The following is an 18,485-nucleotide window of genomic DNA, read 5'->3' as shown; positions in this document are numbered from 1 at the left end:
CGCTCCCACCGTCGACACCGACGGTGGGGGCGGCCCCTCCACATCGGAAGGGAGACGTCGATGCGTACCTTCAGAGCCCTCGCCGCGCTGGTCGTGGCGGCCCTGGTGGCCCTGCCGGCAGGGCCGGCGGCGGCGCACGGCGGGAAGGTCAAGCTGACCGTGGCCGGTGACGGTGCCGGCGGGGTGACCGTGATGGCCGTGTACGCCGACGGGCACCGGCTGGACCAGCCGGTCCGGCTCACCCTGACCGCCGAGGGCGAGGGTGGCCGGACGGCCGGGCCGGTGCAGATCGAGCCGTCCGGGGAGGGTCAGGGCTTCTACAGCAGCGGCCCGCTGCTCTCCCCCGGCGACTGGCGGGTGACGGTCAGCGCCCCCGCGCCGTACCGGAGCACGGCGACCGCGCAGGTGCAGGCCCGGGTGGCCCAGTCGCCGTCGCCGGTCGCCGCCGAACGCCCGGCCGCCGCACCGCGGGAGGCCGGAGCCGGCTGGTGGCGGTGGCTGGCCGGCGGGCTCGCCGTGCTGGTCGTCGCCGGGTCGACGCTGCTGTGGTGGCGTCGCCGGGCGCACCCCGGGCCCGGCGGACCGGTCGGCCTGGACGGCTGACCACCCCGTCACCGGTCGGGCCCGGACACCGCGACGGTGTCCGGGCCCGACCGTGTCCGGCCGGTGTGCTCAGAGCAGGGCGTCCAACGCGTCGAGGTCGTCGTCGGTGGGTTGCCAACCACCGGCGGCGGCGTTCGCGCGGACCTGCTCGGCGGTGGTGGCGCCGGCGATGACCGAGGCCACCGCCGGGCGGGCGGCCAGCCCGCCGATGGCCACCTGGAGCAGCGTCAGCCCCCGCTGCTGCGCATACGTCTCCAGCGCCTCGATGGTGTCCCAGCGGGCGGCGGCGAGCCGTTCGGCGTACCGGCCGCCACCGGCGAGGCGGCTGCCGGCGGGCGGGGCGCTGTCGCGCCGGTACTTGCCGGTGAGCAGGCCGTTGGCCAGCGGGAAGAACGGCAGCAGTCCGAGGCCGAACCGCTCGCAGGCCGGGATGATCTCGACTTCGGCGTCCCGGTGGAGCAGGTTGTAGTGGTTCTGCGCGCTGATGAACCGGGTCAGCCCGCGGGTCTTCGCCGTCCAGTCGGCGTCGGCGATCTGCCAGCCGGAGAAGTTGGAGTTGCCCAGGTAGCGGACCTTGCCGGCGCGGACCAGGTCGTCCAGCGCGGCGAGCGTCTCGTCGACCGGGGTGTCCGGGTCGGGCTCGTGCAGCTGGTACAGGTCGATGTGGTCGGTGCCGAGCCGGCGCAGCGACGCCTCGACGGCCCGCACCACGTACCGCCGGGAGCCGCGTACCCCGAAGTCGCGGCCGTTGCGCCCGCCCATCGACATGCCGAACTTGGTGGCCAGCACCACGTCGTCCCGCCGGCCCTTGAGGGCCTGCCCGAGCAGTTCCTCCGAGCCGCCCGGCGGCTCGCCGTAGATGTCGGCGGTGTCGAAGAAGGTGATCCCGGCGTCGAGCGCGGCGTCGACCACCGCCCGGGTGCCGTCGATGTCGAGCTTGCGGCCGAAGTTGTTGCAGCCGACGCCGACCACGGACACCACGAGCCCGGAGTCGCCCAGCCGGCGGTAGGTCATCTCAGTCACGAGATCCACCCTATGCCGCCCGGACCGGCCCCGACCGGCGACGACCACGCCCGGTGACCGGTCGTGGTCGCCTGCTCACGGGCGGCGCGGCCGGCTCAGCCCACGTCCCAGACCGGCTCCGGGGTCTCCACCACGTCACCGTCGCCCCGGAACAGCACGAACCTGTCGAAGGACCTGGTGAACCAGCGGTCGTGGGTGACCGCCACCACCGTACCGGCGAACGCCGCCATTCCCGCCTCCAACGCCTCCGCCGAGGCCAGGTCGAGGTTGTCGGTCGGCTCGTCGAGCAGCAGCAGGGTGGCCCCGGACAGTTCCAGCAGCAGCACCAGGAACCGGGCCTGCTGGCCGCCGGAGAGGGTGCCGAACCGCTGGTCTCCCTGGCCGGCCAGCTCGTAGCGGCTCAGCGCCGCCATCGCCGCGTGCCGGTCCATCCCGTCCCGGTGCTCGTCACCGCGCCACAGCACCTCGACCAGGGTCTTCGCCATCAGCTCGGGCCGGTCGTGGGTCTGCGAGAAGTGTCCCGGCCGGACCCGGGCGCCCAGCCGGACCAGTCCGGCGTGCGCCACCGGGGCCAGGGCGGCGGCCCCGTCCACCGGGCCGTTGGCCGGGTCGGGGTCGGTGCCGCCCCGGGCCAGCAGGCGCAGGAAGTGCGACTTGCCGGTGCCGTTGGCCCCGAGCACCGCCACCCGGTCGCCGTACCACAGCTCCAGGTCGAAGGGATAGGTCAGGCCGTCCAGCTCCAGCTGCTCGCAGATCACCGCGCGCTTGCCGGTCCGCCCGCCGGCCAGCCGCATCCGGATGTCCTGGTCCTTCGGGGGTACGGGCGGCGGCCCGGCCTCCTCGAACTTGCGCAGCCGGGTCTGCGCCGCCTGGTACCGGGAGGCGAGCCCGTCGTTGTACGCGGCCTTCTGCTTGTACATCAGCATCAGCTCACGCAGCTTCTGGTGCTCCTCGTCCCAGCGGCGGCGCAGCTCGTCGAGGCGGGCGTGCCGGGCCGTGCGGGCGTCGTGCCAGCTCGCGAAGCCTCCCGGGTGCACCCAGGCGCTGCCCCCTTCGACGGCGACCACCCGGTCGGCGGTGTGCGCGAGCAGTTCCCGGTCGTGCGAGACGTACAGCACCGACTTGGTGGACTCGCGCAGCCGCTGCTCCAGCCAGCGTTTGCCGGGCACGTCGAGGAAGTTGTCCGGCTCGTCGAGCAGCAGCACCTCGTCGGGGCCGCGCAGCAGCAACTCCAGGGCGAAGCGCTTCTGCTGCCCGCCCGACAGGGTGCGTACCGGCCGGTCCCGGGAGGCGTCCCAGGGCAGGTCGAGCACGGTGGTGGTGACGGTGTCGAAGAGCACCTCGGCGTCGTACCCGCCGGCCTCGCCCCAGGCGGCCAGCGCGTCGGCGTACGCCAGTTGGGCCTTGCCGGCGGCGGTGCTGTACTTGCCGCGCAGCTCGGCCTCGCGCATGGCCCGTTCGGTGTCGGCGAGCCGGTGGCCGGCCGCGCGCAGCGCCGGTGGGGCCAGCGACAGGGCCAGGTCGGCAAGCGTCGACTCGTCGCCGATCATGCCGATGAACTGCCGCATCACGCCGAGCCCACCGGACCGGGCGACCACGCCGGTCCGCACCGGCAGGTCACCGGCCACCATCCGGAGCAGCGTCGTCTTACCGGCGCCGTTCGGCCCGACCAGGGCGACCTTGGCGCCCTCACCGACCCGGAACGACACGTCGGCGAAGAGTTCCCGACCGTCCGGGAGGATGTGCCCGACCGCTGCCACGTCCACGTATCCCACGTCGGCATCCTGCCCGAGGCGTGCGGCCGGGCGACACTCGATTACCGGGTGACCCGCAGCACCCGGTAGCCCCGCTGGCTGGCCTGCCGCACGACGGTGAATCCCTCGTCGACCAGCCAGCGGTGCAGCGAGTCACCGCCGAGGTGCCGGGCCACCACCAGCCAGCCGACGCCGTCGGGGGCGAGCCGGGGCAGCCAGCGGCGCAGCAGGGCGTGCAGTTCGGGCTTGCCGATGTGGATCGGCGGGTTGGACCAGATCTGGGCGAAGGTGACCCCGGCCGGCACCTCGTCCGGGGCGACGGCGTGCACCCGGTCGGCGGCGTCGACGCGGGCGGCGTTCGCGGCGGTCAGTTCGCGGGCCCGCGCGTTGACGTCGACCGCCCACACGGTGGCGGTCGGTGCGAGGTCGGCCAGCACGCAGCTGATCGGCCCGAACCCGGAGCCGATGTCGAGCAGGTGGCCGCCGGTGCCGGCGGTCGGCAGCTCGGCCTTGCGCAGCAGTACGGCGGTGCCGGGGTCGAGCCGGGCGGCGGAGAAGACCCCACTGGCGGAGGCGAGCGTGTAGTCGCGCCCGGCGACGTGGAACTCGACCTCGCGGGGGTGGGCCGGGGCGCTGGGCTCCGGGGTGAAGTAGTGGTCGCCGGTCACCGGGGCATTCTTCCACCGGCCCGGACCGGTCCTGTCGTCGGCGGTCGGGGTGTGCCCGCCGGGCCGCCGGGGCGGCCGGGCCGATCGACCCGACGCGCCATGCGCGGTATTTCCTAATTTTATCCCCTAAAGGGGCAATGAACCCTACTCTGGGCGACATGGTATATCGGTACGAGTCCGCTGAGGACGCGTTTGAGGAGAACCCGCGGCCCGGGGCGGACCTGCCGCTGGGGCAACCCGGCCCGACCGCACCGGCCGGGCCCTCCCCGTCCCGCTTCCCGGCCCCCTCCCTGCCCCGGACCACCCGGCCGACGCCGCCGGAGGCCGATCCCGTCCCGATCCGGTCCGCCGTCCAGGTCCCCGCCCCGACGTCTGCGCCGCAGCGGTCCCGGTCCCGCCGCTCCGGCGACGCCCGCGGCGGCCGGCTCTGGCAGATCGCCGTCGGCGGGGCGGCGGTGCTGATGCTGCTCGGCCTCTGCGGCATCGGCGGTGCCCTGCTGCTCATCGACCGCACCGCCACCGACGACCCGGCGCAGAACGGGGCCGCGCCGACGGCGACGGTGAGCACTGCCCCGACCGACCAGGCCATCGGTCCGCTGGACTCCCGGGACGTCGACCGGCAGCCGTTGACCGTCAAGGAGGTCTTCCCCGACAAGACCCTGGTCGTCGGCGTCGACCGGCACGAGTACCAGGTGCTCAAGACCCAGGCCGGCGCGAACTGCGCCGTGGCCGCCACCGGTGAGATCGCCGACCTGCTGGTAACCCTCGGGTGCAGCCAGGTGGTCCGGGCCACCCTGCGCTCCCCCGACGGCGACCACCTGCTCACCGCCGGCCTGCTCAACCTGACCGACCTGGCCACCGCGCAACGCGTCCGGGAACGGATCAGGCCGCTGCTCGACGACCAGCGTGGCCGGTTCCGGGGCATGCCCGCCGGGGAGGACACCGAATCGGTCGCCACCGCCGCCGCTCGCGTCGCCTGGCAGGTACGCGGCCACTACGTCGCCTACTGCCTGGTCACCCGGGACGACGCCGGTGCCGTCCCGGCCGGTGACCGCGACGTCCGCGAGATCATCTACGACCTGATCGAGCTGCACCTGGACAAGGGGGTGCTGGACCGTCGCGCGGCCGGCGTCAGCGTGGACCAGCCCACCGCCAGGGCCACCGGCGCCTCGGCCACCCCGTCCGCCGGGACCCGCCGGACGCCCACCGCCTCCCCGCGCGGCGACGACCCGGACACCGGCGAACTGCCAGGCGACTGACCGCCGGCGACGCAGGCCCGGCCGGAGCGGCCGGGCCTGCGTCTGAGGAGCCGGCCTGGGACTGGCCGGCGGCGGACCCGGTCGCTACGCCGGTTCGACGGGCAACCAGAGTTCGTGGGTCGCACTGCCGTGGTCGTCCATCGGCTCGGGCACCGCGACGATCTCCGGGCCGGGCCGCAGCCGCCACGGGTTGAAGGGGAACCACCCGGTCGCGGCAGCCGCCCAGGTCCGCTGCAGGGTCTGCGGATACGGACCCACGACCCGGATGACCACCCAACAGCCCGCCGGCACCTCGATGACGTCCAGGTCGGCCGGGACCGGGGTGCTCCGGGACACGGCCACCCCGTGCAGGTACGTCAGCTCGCTGTCCTCGTCGTAGTCCGCGTCCAGGTCGTCGCAGACCGCGAGCAGACCGGCCGGCTCGGCGTCACCGAGTGTCTTCAGGCGCAGGTGCTCCCGCGCCGGCAGCGCCGCGACGTGCCGCTGGATGTACGGGTTGACGCCCCGGTGGATCAGGGGGACCCGGGTGGCGTGCCCCACGAGCCGGAATGCGGGACGGCCGACGATGCGGGTGTCCATGCGTTCGCTCCCTTCGGCGCTGCGGCGGAACCTGAGCCCTGGCCCCGGACGACCCGGTCGGTCGTTCGTATCGTGGGCCGGCGCGCAGGCGGCACACCCGACAGAAGCGGAGCGGGAAGTGTCGGGCGACCGGGACCGGCGCCGCCACACCATGGGCGCATGGACGACACGACACTGGTATCCCGGTTCCTTCACGACGGTTTCGTGAAGCTGGCGGGCGCCGTCGCGCCGCGCGTGGCCACGGACTGCGCGCGGCTGCTGTGGCGGGAGACCGGCTGCGACCCGGACGACCCGGCCACCTGGACGAAGCCCGTGCACTGGGTGCCCGGCATGGCGCAGGGTCCGTTCGCCGCCGCACCCAACTCCCCGTTCCTGCACCACGCGTACGACCTGCTCGTCGGCGCGGGACGCTGGGAGCCGCGCTACTCACTGGGCACGTTCCCGTTGCGCTTCCCGCACCCCGACGAGCCGGACGACGCGGGCTGGCACATCGAGGGCAGCTACCTGCCGGAGGGCGCGAACTGGTACTTCACGAACATCCGCTCCCGGGGTCGGGCCCTGCTGATGCTGTTCCTGTTCAGCGAGGTCGGTGACGAGGACGCGCCGACCCGGATCAGGGTCGGCTCCCACCTCGACGTGCCGAGGGTGCTCGAAAAGTACGGGGAGGACGGGGCGAGCGGACTCGACCTCGCGCCCGACCTGGTGGCGGCGTCGGACCACCGGCCGGTCGCCCTGGCCACCGGGTCCCCGGGGGACGTCTTCCTCTGCCATCCGTTCCTGGTGCACGCGGCGCAGCCGCACCACGGGACGCGACCGCGCTTCATGGCCCAGCCGCCGCTGATGCCGGCGGCACCGTACGAACTGGACCGGCCCGACGGCGCGTACTCGCCCGTGGAGATCGCGATCCGCCGGGGACTCGGGCACGACACCCCCGACCCCGAGGTGCCGGGGAGGCGGGACCACCGGTGAGCGGGCGGGTGAGTGGCCGCAACGCGCGGTTCCAGCAGTGGGAGGCCCTGCTGCGCAACCGGACCAAGCGGCAGCGTCGCGGCGAGTTCCTCGTGCAGGGGGTACGCCCGATCGCCATGGCCGTCGAACACGGCTGGCAGGTCCGGGAGCTGCTGTACGACGCCGCCGCAAGGTTGTCCGGCTGGGCCCGCGACACCCTGGACACCGTCCCGGCCGAGCGGTACGCCGTCTCCCCCGAACTGATGCACGAGCTGGGCGGCAAGGCGGACACGGTGCCCGAGCTGCTGGCCGTGGTCGCCCTACCGGAGGACGACCTGCGCCGCATCCCCACCGGGCCGACCATGCTCACCGTCGTGTTCGACAGGCCCGCCAGCCCCGGCAACATCGGCACCCTCATCCGGTCCGCGGACGCCTTCGGTGCGTCCGGCGTCATCGTCACCGGCCATGCCGCCGACGTGTACGACCCGAAGGCGGTACGGGCGAGCACCGGCTCGCTGTTCGCGCTGCCCGTGGTCCGGGCACCCTCGCACCAGACGGTGCTGTCCTGGGTGGCCGACGTACGGGCCGGCGGTGTCCGCCTCGGCATCGCTGGTGCCGACGAGCACGCCGCACTGGATGCCGCCGACTACGACTTCACGCAGCCCACGCTGACCCTGATCGGCAACGAGACCAACGGTCTGAGCGCCGGTTGGCGGGACGCCTGCGACCAGCTCGTCCGGGTGCCGATGTCCGGGGCCGCCAGTTCCCTGAACGCGGCGGCCGCCGCGACCGTCGTGCTCTACGAGTCGGCACGCCAGCGCAGCGCCGCCGCGCGCCGGTAGCACCGGGTCAGGACTCCACCGGCAGCCGCAACCGGCGGGTCCGGTCGGCGCGGTCGGCGTAGTCGGCCGGGTCGGCCGGGTAGCCGACGGCCACCAGGGTCAACCCGTGCGCCGGGGCGACCGTCACCTCGCTGGAGCGTTCCCGCCGGGCGAGCAGCCCCGCCGGCCACCCGACCGGACGTCGACCGTCCCCGGCGGTCAGCATCGCCCCCACCAGGCTGCGCACCATCGCCTGGCAGAACGCGTCGGCCTGCACGGTGGCGACCAGGATGCCGTCCGGGTCCCGCCGCCAGTCCAGCCGGGTCACCTCGCGCACCGTCGTGGCGTTCTCCTTGCGCCGGCAGTACGCGGCGAAGTCGTGCTCCCCCACCAGGCCGGCCGCCGCGACGTTCAGGGCGGCCGGGTCCAACGCCCGGGGCCAGGCGAGGGTGTCCCGCCGCCGCAGCGGCTCGGCACCCCACGGGGCGTCGGTCACCCGGTACTCGTACCGGCGGAAGGTCGCCGAGAAACGGGCGTCAAAGTCGGCGGGTACCTCCGTCATCGCCCGGACCCGGACGTCACCGGGGAGCAGCCGGGCCAGCCGGCGCAGCAGCCGCTCCCGGTGCTCCGCCCACACGGCGGCGGGCAGGTCGAGGTGGCAGACCTGCCCGGTGGCGTGCACCCCGGCGTCGGTGCGCCCGGCCACGGTCAGGCCGGTCACGGTGTCCGCCCCGAGCACCAGGTCCAGTGTCGCGACCAGCACCCCGGCCACCGTGCGCCGGGTCGGCTGGGCGGCCCAGCCGGAGAAGTCGGTGCCGTCGTACGAGACGTCCAGCCGTAGCCGGGTCCGCTCGTCCATCTCGTACCTCCGGTTCACGACGTCGGGCCCGGCACCCCAGGAAGGGATGCCGGGCCCGACGGTGCTGCCGTTGCTCAGGCCTTCTTCTCGGTGGCCTCGGTCTCGGTAGCCTCGTCGCTGTCCTCGCGGGCGGCGGCGGTGTCACCGGACGCCGAGACCGGCGCCTCGGAGTCCTGGTCGGCCTGGGCCGCCGGGGTCTCCTCGGCCGGGGCGAGCGCCTCGACCTTGTCCTGCTGGGCGGCCTTGCGGGCGGCGGTCTTCCTGTTCGCCTTCGGCTCGGCGACCTGAAGCTCCTCCACCAGCTCGATGATCGCCATCGGAGCGGCGTCACCCTTGCGCGGGCCGGTCTTCACGATCCGGGTGTAGCCACCGTTGCGGTTGGCGTACCGGGGCGCGATCTGGTCGAACAGGGAGTAGACCACGTCCTTGTCCTTGACGACGCCCAGCACCCGCCGCCGCGAGGCGAGGTCGCCGCGCTTGGCCTTGGTGATGAGCTGCTCGGCCAGCGGGCGCAGCCGCCGGGCCTTCGTCTCGGTGGTCTGGATCTTGCCGTGCTGGAACAGCGCGGTGGCCAGGTTGGCCAGCATCAGCCGCTCGTGCGCGGGGCTGCCGCCGAGGCGGGGGCCCTTGGTGGGCGTGGGCATGCTTGGTGCTCCTCAGGTGTGGCGGCAGCGCGGACTAGAGCTGCTCGGTCTCGCGATAGTCGTCGGTGTCGTAGTCGGCCTCACCGAAGGCGTCCACGACGTGTGCCGGGTCGAAGTTCGGGGCCGAATCCTTCAGCCCCAGACCCATCCCGGCGAGCTTCATCTTGACCTCGTCGATCGACTTCTGACCGAAGTTGCGGATGTCGAGGAGGTCGGCCTCGGTACGCCCGATCAGCTCACCAACGGAGTTGATGCCCTCGCGCTTGAGGCAGTTGTAGGAGCGGACGGTGAGGTCCAACTCCTCGATCGGCAGGGCGAGGTCGGCCGCCAGCTGGGCGTCCTGCGGGGACGGCCCGATGTCGATGCCCTCGGCGGTCTCGTCCAGCTCCCGGGCCAGCCCGAACAGCTCCACCAGCGTCGAACCGGCGGAGGCCAGCGCGGTACGCGGGCCCATCGACGGCTTGGTCTCGACGTCGATGATCAGCCGGTCGAAGTCGGTCCGCTGCTCGACACGGGTCGCCTCGACGCGGTAGGTCACCTTCAGCACCGGCGAGTAGATCGAGTCGACCGGGATCCGGCCGATCTCGGCGCCGGCCTGCTTGTTCTGCGCCGCCGTCACGTAGCCACGACCCCGCTCGACGGTCAGCTCCATGTCGAGCCGGCCCTTGCCGTTGAGGGTGGCGAGCTTCAGGTCGGGATTGTGCACCGAGACCCCGGCCGGGGGCTGGATGTCACCGGCGGTCACGTCGCCCGGCCCCTGCTTGCGCAGGTACATGCTGACCGGCTCGTCGTGCTCGGAGCTGACGCAGAGCTCCTTGATGTTCATGACGAGCTCGACCACGTCCTCCTTGACCCCGGGGATCGTGGTGAACTCGTGCAGCACACCGTCGATCTTGATCGAGGTGACCGCGGCACCCGGGATGGACGACAGCAGCGTGCGCCGCAGCGAGTTGCCCAGGGTGTAGCCGAAGCCGGGCTCCAGCGGCTCGATGGTGAACCGGGAGCGGGTCTCGTTGATCGACTCTTCGGAGAGAGACGGTCGCTGGCTGATGAGCATTTCTTCTCTTCTCTTCCGGGACGCCCGCTATATGACGTCCACGACACGAACTGTTCCGGTGGCCCGCCCCGAAGGACGGGCCACCGCAACGAGCCCTTACTTGGAGTAGAGCTCGACGATCAGCTGCTCCTGGACCTGGGTGTCGATCACCTGGCGGGCCGGGAGCGAGTGCACCAGGACCTTCATCTGGCTCGGGATCGCCTCCAGCCACGCCGGAACGGTCTTCGAGCCGGCCTGGGCCTGCGCCACGATGAACGGGGTGAGCTCCTTGCTCTTGCCCCGGACCTCGATGATGTCGTGCTCCTTGACGCGGTACGACGGGATGTCGACCTTCTTGCCGTTCACGGTGAAGTGACCGTGCTTGACAAGCTGGCGGGCCATGTCCCGGGAGTGCGCGTACCCGGCCCGGTAGACCACGTTGTCGAGCCGCGACTCGAGGATCTGCAGGAGGACCTCACCGGTCTTGGCCTGCTTGGCCACGGCCTCCTCGTAGTACCCGCGGAACTGCTTCTCCAGCACGCCGTACACGCGGCGGGCCTTCTGCTTCTCGCGGAGCTGGAGCAGGTACTCCGTCTCCTTCGTGCGGCCACGGCCGTGCTGTCCGGGCGGGAACGGCCGGGACTCGAACGGGCACTTCGGGCCATCGCACTTGCTGCCCTTGAGGAACAGCTTCATCTTCTCCCGCCGGCAACGGCGGCAGTCAGCACCGGTGTAACGAGCCATCTCTCTCTAACCTCTCAGACCCGGCGACGCTTCGGCGGACGGCACCCGTTGTGCGGCTGCGGGGTGACGTCGGCGATCTGGCCGACCTCGAGCCCGACTGCCTGCAGCGAACGGATGGCGGTCTCCCGGCCGGAGCCGGGACCCTTGACGAACACGTCGACCTTGCGCATGCCGTGCTCCATCGCCCGGCGCGCGGCGGCCTCGGCGGCCAGCTGCGCGGCGAACGGAGTCGACTTGCGGGAGCCCTTGAAGCCGACCTGGCCGGCGGAGGCCCAGGAGATGACCGCACCGGTCGGGTCCGTGATGGACACGATGGTGTTGTTGAACGTGCTCTTGATGTGCGCCTGCCCGTGGGCGACGTTCTTGCGTTCCTTGCGCCGGACCTTCTTGACTGCGGCTCCGGCACGAGCCTTCGGTGGCATAAGTCTTCTGCGCTCCTGTATGGGTTCTCGATCGGCTGCTGGCTCTTGGCCTGGGCGCCGGCGTGGGAATTACTTCTTGCCGGGCTTCTTCTTGCCGGCCACGGTCCGCTTCGGGCCCTTGCGGGTCCGCGCGTTGGTGCGGGTCCGCTGGCCGCGCACGGGCAGGCCCCGGCGGTGCCGGATGCCTGCATAGCAGCCGATCTCGACCTTGCGGCGGATGTCAGCGGCGACCTCGCGGCGCAGGTCGCCCTCAACCTTGTAGTTCGCCTCGATGTGGTCGCGGAGCTGAACGAGCTCCTCGTCCGTGAGGTCCCGAGCGCGCTTGTCCGGCGAGATGCCGGTAGCGGCGAGCGTCTCCTGGGCGCGGGTGCGACCGACCCCGAAGATGTAGGTGAGCGCGATCTCCATCCGCTTCTCGCGGGGGAGATCCACGCCGACTAGACGTGCCATGTGCGGGCGTACTCCTCGTGATGTGTGGCGGAGGTGTGGACCCGTCCCACCCCGCTACCGACCAGTTCCGGGTCCGGCGCGTCGTGCGCCGGCGACCGGACGGCCGCTGCCCGAGCGGGCCCCGGCCTCCGACCGGGGGTTGACCACGAGAAGGTACGCATGCGTACGTTCCGCGGCTGGGACGAGCTGGTGACGTGTTGTCGTCGGATCTGCGCGACCCGGACCGGTCCGCCGCCCTCCGTCACGCGGAGAGCGGGCTCGGATCAGCCCTGGCGCTGCTTGTGGCGCGGGTCGGTGCAGATCACCATGACCCGGCCGTGCCGGCGGATAACCCGGCACTTGTTGCAGATCCTCTTGACGCTCGGCTTGACCTTCACGGTTGCCTTACTTCCCATCCGGCCCGGTGACGCGGTGACCGCGACTCCGGACGTCGAAGACGGACACGGGGACTTCCCGGCCGCCGTCAGGCTTTACTTGTAGCGGTAGACGATGCGCCCGCGGGTCAGGTCGTACGGCGAGAGTTCGACGACGACCCGGTCCTCCGGCAGGATGCGGATGTAGTGCTGCCGCATCTTGCCGCTGATGTGAGCCAGCACCTTGTGGCCGTTCGCGAGTTCCACCCGGAACATGGCGTTCGGCAGAGGCTCGATGACCCGACCCTCGATCTCGATGGCTCCGTCTTTTTTCGGCATGTACTCCGCTGTCCTGACGTCGGTTGTTCCGGACGACCCACAACGTCTTACACGGGCCTTCCGACGGTCGTCGGGGACCCGCGCCAGCCGCGGCTCCGGGCTCCCACCGAAGCGCGTGGTGGGCATGCCGGAGTGGACGCTGTGCGCCGATCTGAAAGTGTACGCCCGCCCACTGGTGGTCGCCAAACCGGCCACCAGTGGTGTCACCCACCCGGACGAAACCGGGCACCCTTCCACGCAACGCCCAACTGTCGGCGGTCGTTCCGGCGCTACCTCCGGCGCTTCCGCCGCATGTCGCGCGCCGCCCGCCGGCGGTCCCGCCGGTCGGGAGCACCGCCGGCGAACCCACCCGTGGTACGCAGGAGCAGCAGAACCCCCCACGGGCCGAGCGCCCATACCGGCCAGTAGAACAGCAGTTCCCGACTGCCGACCGAGGAGATCGCCCAGATCACGGTGAGCAGGGCCGCCACCCGCAACCAGGGCGCCCACACCTCGACCGGCCACCGACCGGAGCCGGCACCCACGGGCACCGGCTCGCCCACCACGGGGGCCCCGGTCACCGGCGGCTCCGGCGGCATCTCCCGCTCGGGCACCGACGCCCCGGAACCGGACACCGGCGGGGCCTGCGGGCCGGGCGGGGCCAGCGCGGAGCGCTGCGCGGACGCCGGTGCCGGCAGATCAGCCAGGACGGTGTCCAGTTCCGCGTACGTCTTCGCCCCGTACGTCTGTTGCAGGCGCTCGTCGTACTCGTGCAGGTCGAGCCGGCCCTCCTCCAGAGCGACCCGGAGCCGTTCCGCCGTCGCCTCCCGGTCGGCGTCCGCCGCCCGCATCCGGTCCCGCCCCTGCATTCCGGCCCGCCCCTCCATGCCGGCAAGCATGACACCACGGGTCCACCACCGCCGAACCCGTGACCCGCTCACCGGGCCACCCGCCCCGACCAGGCCGGCCCGCATCTACCGGACGGTTCCTCCCGGTAACAGCCCTCGCGGGGTCGTCGGGCCGCTCCGGCGCTTTCCACGAGCGGCCACCCGCGTCTCTCTCACCGGTGACCGCCCCTCCCCCACCGCATCCGTCCTCGGATCCTTTCGACCTGACGACATCGGCGACTCACGTTCCTCCCCCCGTCCCCGGGTGAGCCGCACGCCTGCACTCTTTCCACGCCCGCCTGCGCCGACTCTCTCCCGCGCCGACGCACGCCTGCGCCGACGGCCGGGAGCACGTCCGCTCTCCGTCCGACGGTTGAGTCGTCAACGTCATCAGTTCGAAAGGGCCCGGGGTGGTCTACCGGAACCGTCCCGCCGGACGACAGGCCGCGGCGGCGTCACCACCGCGACCAGCCCGCCTGGACACCGCACCCCTGCGACACCGCACCCCTGGGCCACGGCTCCATGGGGGCACCGCACCGCCCGGACACGCCCCGAGACGGCGTCCGCCCCCGGGAACCACACCGGCCGGGGCGCGCCTCAACCCGGCCGGCGGCGGCCAGGGGCCGTCGGGCCGCGCCGCATCACACCGGGACGGGGCCGTGGTTCGGGGAGCCGTCGACGGGTCAGGTGGTCGGGGAGTCGACCGGCTGCCGGGCGGTCACCAGGTCGCCGAGCCGCGCCCGCCCGCCGTCGAACGCGGTCAGCACCCAGACCCCATCCTCCAGCAGCGCCATCGAGTGCTCGACGTGCACCGCCATCGACCGGTCCCGGGTGACCACCGTCCACCCGTCGGACAACTCGACGGTACGCGGGGAACCCATGGTGATCATCGGCTCGATCGCCAGCGCCATGCCCGGCACCAGGCGGGGCCCCTTGCCGGGGCGGCCGTGGTTGAGCACGTGCGGGTCCTGGTGCATCTCGGTGCCGATGCCGTGGCCGCCGTAGCCGTCGACGATGCCGTACCGGCCACCCCGACGGACGGCGGTCTCGACGGCGTGCGAGATGTCGGTGAGCCGGCCGCGGCCGTTCGCGGCACCCCGCGCGGCGGCGGCGATCCCGGCCCACATAGCGTCCTCGGCGACCGAGGCCATCTTCAACAGCGCCGGGTCGACCTCGCCCACCCCGACGGTGACCGCCGCGTCGCCGTGCCAGCCGTCCAGTACCGCGCCACAGTCTATCGAGATCAGGTCGCCCTCCCTGAGCACCTGGTCGGCGGCGGGGATCGCGTGCACCACCTGCTCGTTGACCGACGAGCAGATCGAGGCGGGGAAGCCGTGGTAGCCCTTGAAGGACGGGATCGCGCCCGCCTCGCGGATGGCCGACTCGGCGATGGCGTCGAGGTCGGCCGTACTCACCCCGGGGGCGACCGCTGCGCTCATCCGGCGCAGGGCCTCGGCGACCACCAGGCCGGCGGCCCGCATCTTCTGGATCTGGTCAGGGGTCTTCAGCTGGATGTCCAGCTGGGCACGGCGCATGGAGCGGTCACCTTTCGTTGCCTTGCACAGCGAAACAGCGGGGCACGTCGCGTACCCCGCTGTTCGCACTCTATCCGCCGGACCCCGGCGGGAGGTCAGCCGCCGTACGAGCGCAGCGCGTCGATCGCGCGGACGGTGACGTCCTCCACCGGGCCGGTGGCGTCGATCCCGACCAGCTTGTTCTGCGCGCCGTAGTAGTCGACCAGCGGCGCGGTCTTGTCGGCGTACTCGCGCAGCCGGGCCGCGATGGTCTCCGGCTTGTCGTCGTCGCGCTGGAACAGCTCGGCGCCGCACCGGTCGCAGACACCCTCCCGGCTGGGGGCGTCGAACTCGACGTGCCAGATCTTGCCGCAGCCCCGGCAGGTGCGCCGACCGGAGAGCCGTCGGATCACCTCGTCGTCGTCGACGACCAGCTCCAGCACCAGATCCAGCGCGGTGCCCAGGTCGGCGAGGAGCTTGTCCAGCGCGGCGGCCTGCGGGGTGGTGCGCGGGAAGCCGTCGAGCAGGAAGCCTTCTGAGGCGTCCGGCTCGGCGAGCCGGTCCCGGACCATGTTGATGGTCACCTCGTCCGGGACCAGCTTGCCCGCGTCCATGTACCGCTTCGCCTCGACTCCCAGGGGCGTCCCCTGGGAGACGTTGGCCCGGAAGATGTCACCGGTCGAGATCTTCGGCACCGAGAGGTGTGCGGCGATGAACTCCGCCTGTGTGCCCTTGCCCGCGCCAGGCGGGCCAACCAGAACGAGTCGCATCTACCGCAGGAACCCTTCGTAGTTCCGCTGCATGAGTTGGCTCTCGATCTGCTTCACGGTCTCCAGACCGACGCCGACCATGATGAGCACAGCGGTGCCGCCGAACGGGAAGTTCTGGAACTGCTGGCTGTTCAGCCAGATGAAGAAGAAGTTCGGCAGGACCGCCACGATACCCAGGTAGAGCGCGCCCGGCAGGGTGATCCGGCTGAGGATGAAGTCGAGGTAGTCGGCGGTCGGCTTGCCGGGGCGGATGCCCGGCACGAAGCCGCCGTACTTCTTCATATTGTCCGCGACCTCGGTCGGGTTGAACGTGATCGACACGTAGAAGTACGTGAAGAAGATGATCAACAGGAAGTAGATCACGATGTGCAGCGGCGCGTCGGCCTGCACGATGTTGTTCTGGATCCAGGCCTGGGTCTTGCCCGGGTCGTTCTGGTCGAAGAACTGGAGCGCCAGCTGCGGCAGGTAGAGCAGCGACGAGGCGAAGATGACCGGGATGACACCGGCCTGGTTCACCTTCAGCGGGATGTAGGTGGAGGTGCCGCCGTACATCCGCCGACCGATCATCCGCTTGGCGTACTGCACAGGGATGCGGCGCTGCGCCTGCTCGATGAAGCAGACCGCGGTGATGACCACCAGGACCAGGGCGAGCACCAGGGCGAACTTGCCCCAGCCCTCGTTGGTCTTGATCTTCCAGCCCTCGCTGGGGAGCCGGGCCGCGATCGAGGTGAAGATCAGGACGGACATGCCGTTGCCGACGCCCCGGTCGGTGATCAGCTCGCCGAGCCACATCACCATGCCCGTGCCGGCGGTCATCGTCATGACCAGGATGCTCAGGGTCAGCCAGTCCGGGATGCCGGTGCCCTCGGGGACGATCGGGAACTGATCGCAGCGGTTCTGGAACAGCTGGCCGGAACGGGCCAGCGCCACGAACGCCGAGGACTGGAGGATGCCCAGGCCGAGGGTCAGGTAGCGGGTGTACTGGGTGATCTTCGCCTGGCCGGCCTGGCCCTCCTTGCGGAGCTGCTCCAGCCGGGGGATGACCACCGTCAGCAGTTGCAGGATGATCGACGCGGTGATGTAGGGCATGATGCCCAGCGCGAAGACCGAGAGCTGCAACAGCGCGCCGCCGGAGAACAGGTCGAGCAGGTTGAGCACGCCCGTGTTCTGGCCCTGCAGACTGTCGAGACACTTCTGCACGTTGCCGTACGAGACGCCGGGGCTGGGCAGAGTCGCGCCGAGCCGGTAGACCGCGATGATGCCTACTGTGAACAGCAGCTTCTTGCGCAGGTCAGGCGTACGGAACGCACTGAGAAAGGCGGACAGCAACTTCTTCCTCCTGCGCGCGGGCCGCCCGGTGGTGGTCCCTGGCGGGTGGGGTGGGTGCCGGGCAAGTGCCCGATATCCATGGCTGGGAAGGGACTCTAACAGCCCGATCCCGCTCCGGGCAGGTGTGCCCGGCTACATAAACCGAATCCGATGTTACCCGGCGCACACGCTCCGGGTAGACCAGGGCGCCCGCCCAGTCACGAAGAACTGAGCGGGCGCCCTGGTCTGCCTGACCTACAGCTCGGTGACCGAGCCGCCGGCAGCGGTGATCTTCTCCTTGGCGGACGCGCTGAACGCCTGCGCCGACACCTGGAGGGTCACGCCGCCGAGGTCGCCGGTGCCGAGGATCTTGACCGGGTGGCCCTTGCGGACCGCACCGGCCTCGACCAGCTCCAGCGGGCCGACCTGGCCGCCGTTGGGGAACAGTTCGGCGAGCCGGTCCAGGTTGACCACCTGGAAGACGACCTTGAACTTGTTCTTGAAGCCCTTCATCTTCGGCAGGCGCATGTGGATGGGCATCTGCCCACCCTCGAACGCCGCCGAGATGTTCTTGCGGGCCTTGGAGCCCTTGGTGCCGCGACCGGCGGTCTTGCCCTTGGAGCCCTCACCGCGACCCACCCGGGTCTTCGCGGTCTTGGCGCCCGGGGCCGGACGCAGATGGTGAACCTTGATCGTCATTACTCGACCTCCTCGACCTTCACGAGGTGGCTGACCGTGAAGATCATGCCCCGAATCTCGGGACGGTCCTCCTTGACCACCACGTCATTGATCCGCTTCAGGCCGAGCGAACGCAGCGAGTGCCGCTGGTTCTGCTTCCTCCCGATCTCGGACCGGATCTGGGTGACCTTCAGGCGTGCCATCAGGACGCCACCCCCGCCCGCGACGCCAGCATGGCGGCCGGCGCCACGTCCTCGACCGGCAGGCCACGACGGGCCGCGACGGCCTCCGGGGACTCGAGCCCCTTCAGCGCCGCCACCGTGGCGTGCACGATGTTGATCGGGTTGGACGAGCCGAGGCTCTTGGAGAGCACGTCGTGGATGCCCGCGCACTCCAGCACGGCACGCACCGGGCCACCGGCGATGACGCCCGTACCGGCGGACGCCGGCTTGAGCAGCACCACACCGGCCGCGGCCTCACCCTGGATCGGGTGCGGGATCGACTGGCCGATCCGCGGCACCTTGAAGAAGTGCTTCTTGGCCTCCTCGACGCCCTTGGCGATCGCCGCGGGCACCTCCTTGGCCTTTCCGTAGCCCACGCCGACCGTGCCGTCGCCGTCGCCCACGATCACCAGGGCGGTGAAGCTGAAGCGACGACCACCCTTCACGACCTTGGCGACGCGGTTGATCGCGACGACCCGCTCGAGGTGCGGGGTCTTCTCGACGGGCGCGTTTCCGCGGCCGCCCTCACGGCGGTTGTCGCGGCGACCACCCTCGTTGCCACCGGACCCGCCGCCACGGCGCTGTTGACCTGGCATCAGCAGCCTTCCTTATCTCTCGTGACGGGG

23 protein-coding genes are annotated in these 18,485 nt (G+C 71.6%); 4 read left to right on the top strand and 19 right to left on the bottom strand.

Annotated elements, in window-relative coordinates:
- Positions 1-60: 60 nt before the first annotated feature.
- Positions 61-603 (top strand): hypothetical protein, encoded by a 543-nt coding sequence (locus ACN260_RS02755; protein ID WP_422754567.1) that lies wholly within the window; start codon positions 61-63, stop codon positions 601-603.
- Between the two features lie 69 nt (positions 604-672).
- On the opposite strand, the gene ACN260_RS02750 is transcribed toward ACN260_RS02755, so the two are convergent.
- The 3 genes from ACN260_RS02750 to ACN260_RS02740 form a co-directional block, all read right to left on the bottom strand.
- On the bottom strand, positions 673-1,635 hold the full coding sequence (locus ACN260_RS02750) for an aldo/keto reductase (RefSeq protein ID WP_422754566.1): 963 nt from the start codon (positions 1,633-1,635) through the stop codon (positions 673-675).
- Positions 1,636-1,721: 86 nt separating this feature from the next.
- Positions 1,722-3,401, bottom strand: coding sequence for an ABC-F family ATP-binding cassette domain-containing protein (locus ACN260_RS02745; protein WP_422754565.1), 1,680 nt, complete (start codon positions 3,399-3,401; stop codon positions 1,722-1,724).
- 41 nt (positions 3,402-3,442) lie between these two features.
- Positions 3,443-4,048: a class I SAM-dependent methyltransferase gene (locus ACN260_RS02740; protein WP_422754564.1), complete on the bottom strand. Its 606-nt coding sequence runs from the start codon at positions 4,046-4,048 to the stop codon at positions 3,443-3,445.
- Positions 4,049-4,206: 158 nt separating this feature from the next.
- On the opposite strand from ACN260_RS02740, the gene ACN260_RS02735 reads away from it, so the two are divergent.
- Positions 4,207-5,307, top strand: coding sequence for a hypothetical protein (locus ACN260_RS02735; RefSeq protein WP_422754563.1), 1,101 nt, complete (start codon positions 4,207-4,209; stop codon positions 5,305-5,307).
- 84 nt (positions 5,308-5,391) lie between these two features.
- Here the strand turns inward: ACN260_RS02735 and ACN260_RS02730 are convergent, their stop codons facing one another.
- On the bottom strand, positions 5,392-5,886 hold the full coding sequence (locus tag ACN260_RS02730) for a GyrI-like domain-containing protein (RefSeq protein WP_422754562.1): 495 nt from the start codon (positions 5,884-5,886) through the stop codon (positions 5,392-5,394).
- 159 nt (positions 5,887-6,045) lie between these two features.
- On the opposite strand from ACN260_RS02730, the gene ACN260_RS02725 reads away from it, so the two are divergent.
- A complete protein-coding gene (locus tag ACN260_RS02725; protein ID WP_422754561.1) occupies positions 6,046-6,855 on the top strand; it encodes a phytanoyl-CoA dioxygenase family protein in 810 nt (269 codons plus the stop codon).
- Positions 6,852-7,676, top strand: a complete 825-nt coding sequence (locus ACN260_RS02720) for a TrmH family RNA methyltransferase (RefSeq protein WP_422754560.1) — start codon at positions 6,852-6,854, stop codon at positions 7,674-7,676. The genes ACN260_RS02725 and ACN260_RS02720 overlap by 4 nt, the downstream gene beginning before the upstream one ends.
- 7 nt (positions 7,677-7,683) lie before the next feature.
- Here ACN260_RS02720 and truA read toward each other — a convergent pair whose 3' ends face one another.
- The 15 genes from truA to rpsE all read right to left on the bottom strand — a co-directional run bounded on the left by truA (position 7,684) and on the right by rpsE (position 18,455).
- Positions 7,684-8,514 (bottom strand): tRNA pseudouridine(38-40) synthase TruA, encoded by an 831-nt coding sequence (truA, locus tag ACN260_RS02715; RefSeq protein WP_422754559.1) that lies wholly within the window; start codon positions 8,512-8,514, stop codon positions 7,684-7,686.
- Positions 8,515-8,588: 74 nt separating this feature from the next.
- Entirely contained in the window at positions 8,589-9,158 is a 570-nt protein-coding gene (gene rplQ / locus ACN260_RS02710; protein ID WP_422754558.1) for a 50S ribosomal protein L17, read from the bottom strand.
- Positions 9,159-9,192: 34 nt separating this feature from the next.
- Positions 9,193-10,215 carry a DNA-directed RNA polymerase subunit alpha gene (locus ACN260_RS02705; RefSeq protein WP_007073009.1) on the bottom strand — a complete coding sequence of 341 codons (1,023 nt, stop codon included), beginning with the start codon at positions 10,213-10,215 and terminating at the stop codon, positions 9,193-9,195.
- A gap of 96 nt (positions 10,216-10,311) precedes the next feature.
- Positions 10,312-10,938 carry a 30S ribosomal protein S4 gene (gene rpsD / locus ACN260_RS02700; protein WP_067301470.1) on the bottom strand — a complete coding sequence of 209 codons (627 nt, stop codon included), beginning with the start codon at positions 10,936-10,938 and terminating at the stop codon, positions 10,312-10,314.
- 14 nt (positions 10,939-10,952) lie between these two features.
- Positions 10,953-11,360, bottom strand: a complete 408-nt coding sequence (rpsK, locus tag ACN260_RS02695; protein ID WP_030329919.1) for a 30S ribosomal protein S11 — start codon at positions 11,358-11,360, stop codon at positions 10,953-10,955.
- A gap of 69 nt (positions 11,361-11,429) precedes the next feature.
- Positions 11,430-11,810, bottom strand: a complete 381-nt coding sequence (gene rpsM, locus ACN260_RS02690; protein ID WP_088646990.1) for a 30S ribosomal protein S13 — start codon at positions 11,808-11,810, stop codon at positions 11,430-11,432.
- Between the two features lie 263 nt (positions 11,811-12,073).
- Positions 12,074-12,187, bottom strand: a complete 114-nt coding sequence (gene rpmJ, locus ACN260_RS02685) for a 50S ribosomal protein L36 (protein ID WP_012184307.1) — start codon at positions 12,185-12,187, stop codon at positions 12,074-12,076.
- A 93-nt stretch (positions 12,188-12,280) separates the two neighbouring features.
- A complete protein-coding gene (gene infA, locus ACN260_RS02680) occupies positions 12,281-12,502 on the bottom strand; it encodes a translation initiation factor IF-1 (protein ID WP_007073013.1) in 222 nt (73 codons plus the stop codon).
- A 269-nt stretch (positions 12,503-12,771) separates the two neighbouring features.
- Positions 12,772-13,368 (bottom strand): DUF1707 SHOCT-like domain-containing protein, encoded by a 597-nt coding sequence (locus ACN260_RS02675; protein WP_422754557.1) that lies wholly within the window; start codon positions 13,366-13,368, stop codon positions 12,772-12,774.
- A gap of 683 nt (positions 13,369-14,051) precedes the next feature.
- On the bottom strand, positions 14,052-14,903 hold the full coding sequence (gene map / locus ACN260_RS02670; protein ID WP_422754556.1) for a type I methionyl aminopeptidase: 852 nt from the start codon (positions 14,901-14,903) through the stop codon (positions 14,052-14,054).
- Positions 14,904-14,998: 95 nt separating this feature from the next.
- On the bottom strand, positions 14,999-15,652 hold the full coding sequence (locus ACN260_RS02665) for an adenylate kinase (protein WP_088646992.1): 654 nt from the start codon (positions 15,650-15,652) through the stop codon (positions 14,999-15,001).
- The gene (secY, locus tag ACN260_RS02660; protein ID WP_088646993.1) at positions 15,653-16,981 is read right to left on the bottom strand and encodes a preprotein translocase subunit SecY; all 1,329 of its coding nucleotides are present in this window, start codon (positions 16,979-16,981) and stop codon (positions 15,653-15,655) included. It abuts the gene before it with no gap.
- Positions 16,982-17,215: 234 nt separating this feature from the next.
- Entirely contained in the window at positions 17,216-17,659 is a 444-nt protein-coding gene (gene rplO / locus ACN260_RS02655; RefSeq protein WP_088646994.1) for a 50S ribosomal protein L15, read from the bottom strand.
- Positions 17,659-17,841, bottom strand: coding sequence for a 50S ribosomal protein L30 (gene rpmD / locus ACN260_RS02650; protein ID WP_088646995.1), 183 nt, complete (start codon positions 17,839-17,841; stop codon positions 17,659-17,661). The genes rplO and rpmD overlap by 1 nt, the downstream gene beginning before the upstream one ends.
- Entirely contained in the window at positions 17,841-18,455 is a 615-nt protein-coding gene (gene rpsE / locus ACN260_RS02645; protein WP_088646996.1) for a 30S ribosomal protein S5, read from the bottom strand. The genes rpmD and rpsE overlap by 1 nt, the downstream gene beginning before the upstream one ends.
- Positions 18,456-18,485: the final 30 nt, after the last annotated feature.

The sequence above is a fragment of the Micromonospora sp. WMMD708 genome (assembly GCF_049315245.1).
In the GTDB taxonomy this organism is placed as follows: domain Bacteria; phylum Actinomycetota; class Actinomycetes; order Mycobacteriales; family Micromonosporaceae; genus Micromonospora; species Micromonospora wenchangensis.
Note: the sequence above shows the minus strand (reverse complement) of the source record. Positions and strands in the feature narration are given on the sequence as shown.

What these genes read in the sequence shown, in the direction of transcription:
- rpsK (WP_030329919.1), bottom strand. Translation starts at nt 11,360, where the DNA reads ATGCCACCGAAGGCTCGTGCCGGAGCCGCAGTCAAGAAGGTCCGGCGC.
- ACN260_RS02730 (WP_422754562.1), bottom strand. Translation starts at nt 5,886, where the DNA reads ATGGACACCCGCATCGTCGGCCGTCCCGCATTCCGGCTCGTGGGGCAC.
- ACN260_RS02675 (WP_422754557.1), bottom strand. Translation starts at nt 13,368, where the DNA reads ATGGAGGGGCGGGCCGGAATGCAGGGGCGGGACCGGATGCGGGCGGCG.
- rplO (WP_088646994.1), bottom strand. Translation starts at nt 17,659, where the DNA reads ATGACGATCAAGGTTCACCATCTGCGTCCGGCCCCGGGCGCCAAGACC.
- rpsE (WP_088646996.1), bottom strand. Translation starts at nt 18,455, where the DNA reads ATGCCAGGTCAACAGCGCCGTGGCGGCGGGTCCGGTGGCAACGAGGGT.
- map (WP_422754556.1), bottom strand. Translation starts at nt 14,903, where the DNA reads ATGCGCCGTGCCCAGCTGGACATCCAGCTGAAGACCCCTGACCAGATC.
- ACN260_RS02735 (WP_422754563.1), top strand. Translation starts at nt 4,207, where the DNA reads ATGGTATATCGGTACGAGTCCGCTGAGGACGCGTTTGAGGAGAACCCG.
- rplQ (WP_422754558.1), bottom strand. Translation starts at nt 9,158, where the DNA reads ATGCCCACGCCCACCAAGGGCCCCCGCCTCGGCGGCAGCCCCGCGCAC.
- ACN260_RS02665 (WP_088646992.1), bottom strand. Translation starts at nt 15,652, where the DNA reads ATGCGACTCGTTCTGGTTGGCCCGCCTGGCGCGGGCAAGGGCACACAG.
- ACN260_RS02725 (WP_422754561.1), top strand. Translation starts at nt 6,046, where the DNA reads ATGGACGACACGACACTGGTATCCCGGTTCCTTCACGACGGTTTCGTG.
- truA (WP_422754559.1), bottom strand. Translation starts at nt 8,514, where the DNA reads ATGGACGAGCGGACCCGGCTACGGCTGGACGTCTCGTACGACGGCACC.
- ACN260_RS02705 (WP_007073009.1), bottom strand. Translation starts at nt 10,215, where the DNA reads ATGCTCATCAGCCAGCGACCGTCTCTCTCCGAAGAGTCGATCAACGAG.
- ACN260_RS02755 (WP_422754567.1), top strand. Translation starts at nt 61, where the DNA reads ATGCGTACCTTCAGAGCCCTCGCCGCGCTGGTCGTGGCGGCCCTGGTG.
- infA (WP_007073013.1), bottom strand. Translation starts at nt 12,502, where the DNA reads ATGCCGAAAAAAGACGGAGCCATCGAGATCGAGGGTCGGGTCATCGAG.
- rpsM (WP_088646990.1), bottom strand. Translation starts at nt 11,810, where the DNA reads ATGGCACGTCTAGTCGGCGTGGATCTCCCCCGCGAGAAGCGGATGGAG.
- rpmD (WP_088646995.1), bottom strand. Translation starts at nt 17,841, where the DNA reads ATGGCACGCCTGAAGGTCACCCAGATCCGGTCCGAGATCGGGAGGAAG.
- rpsD (WP_067301470.1), bottom strand. Translation starts at nt 10,938, where the DNA reads ATGGCTCGTTACACCGGTGCTGACTGCCGCCGTTGCCGGCGGGAGAAG.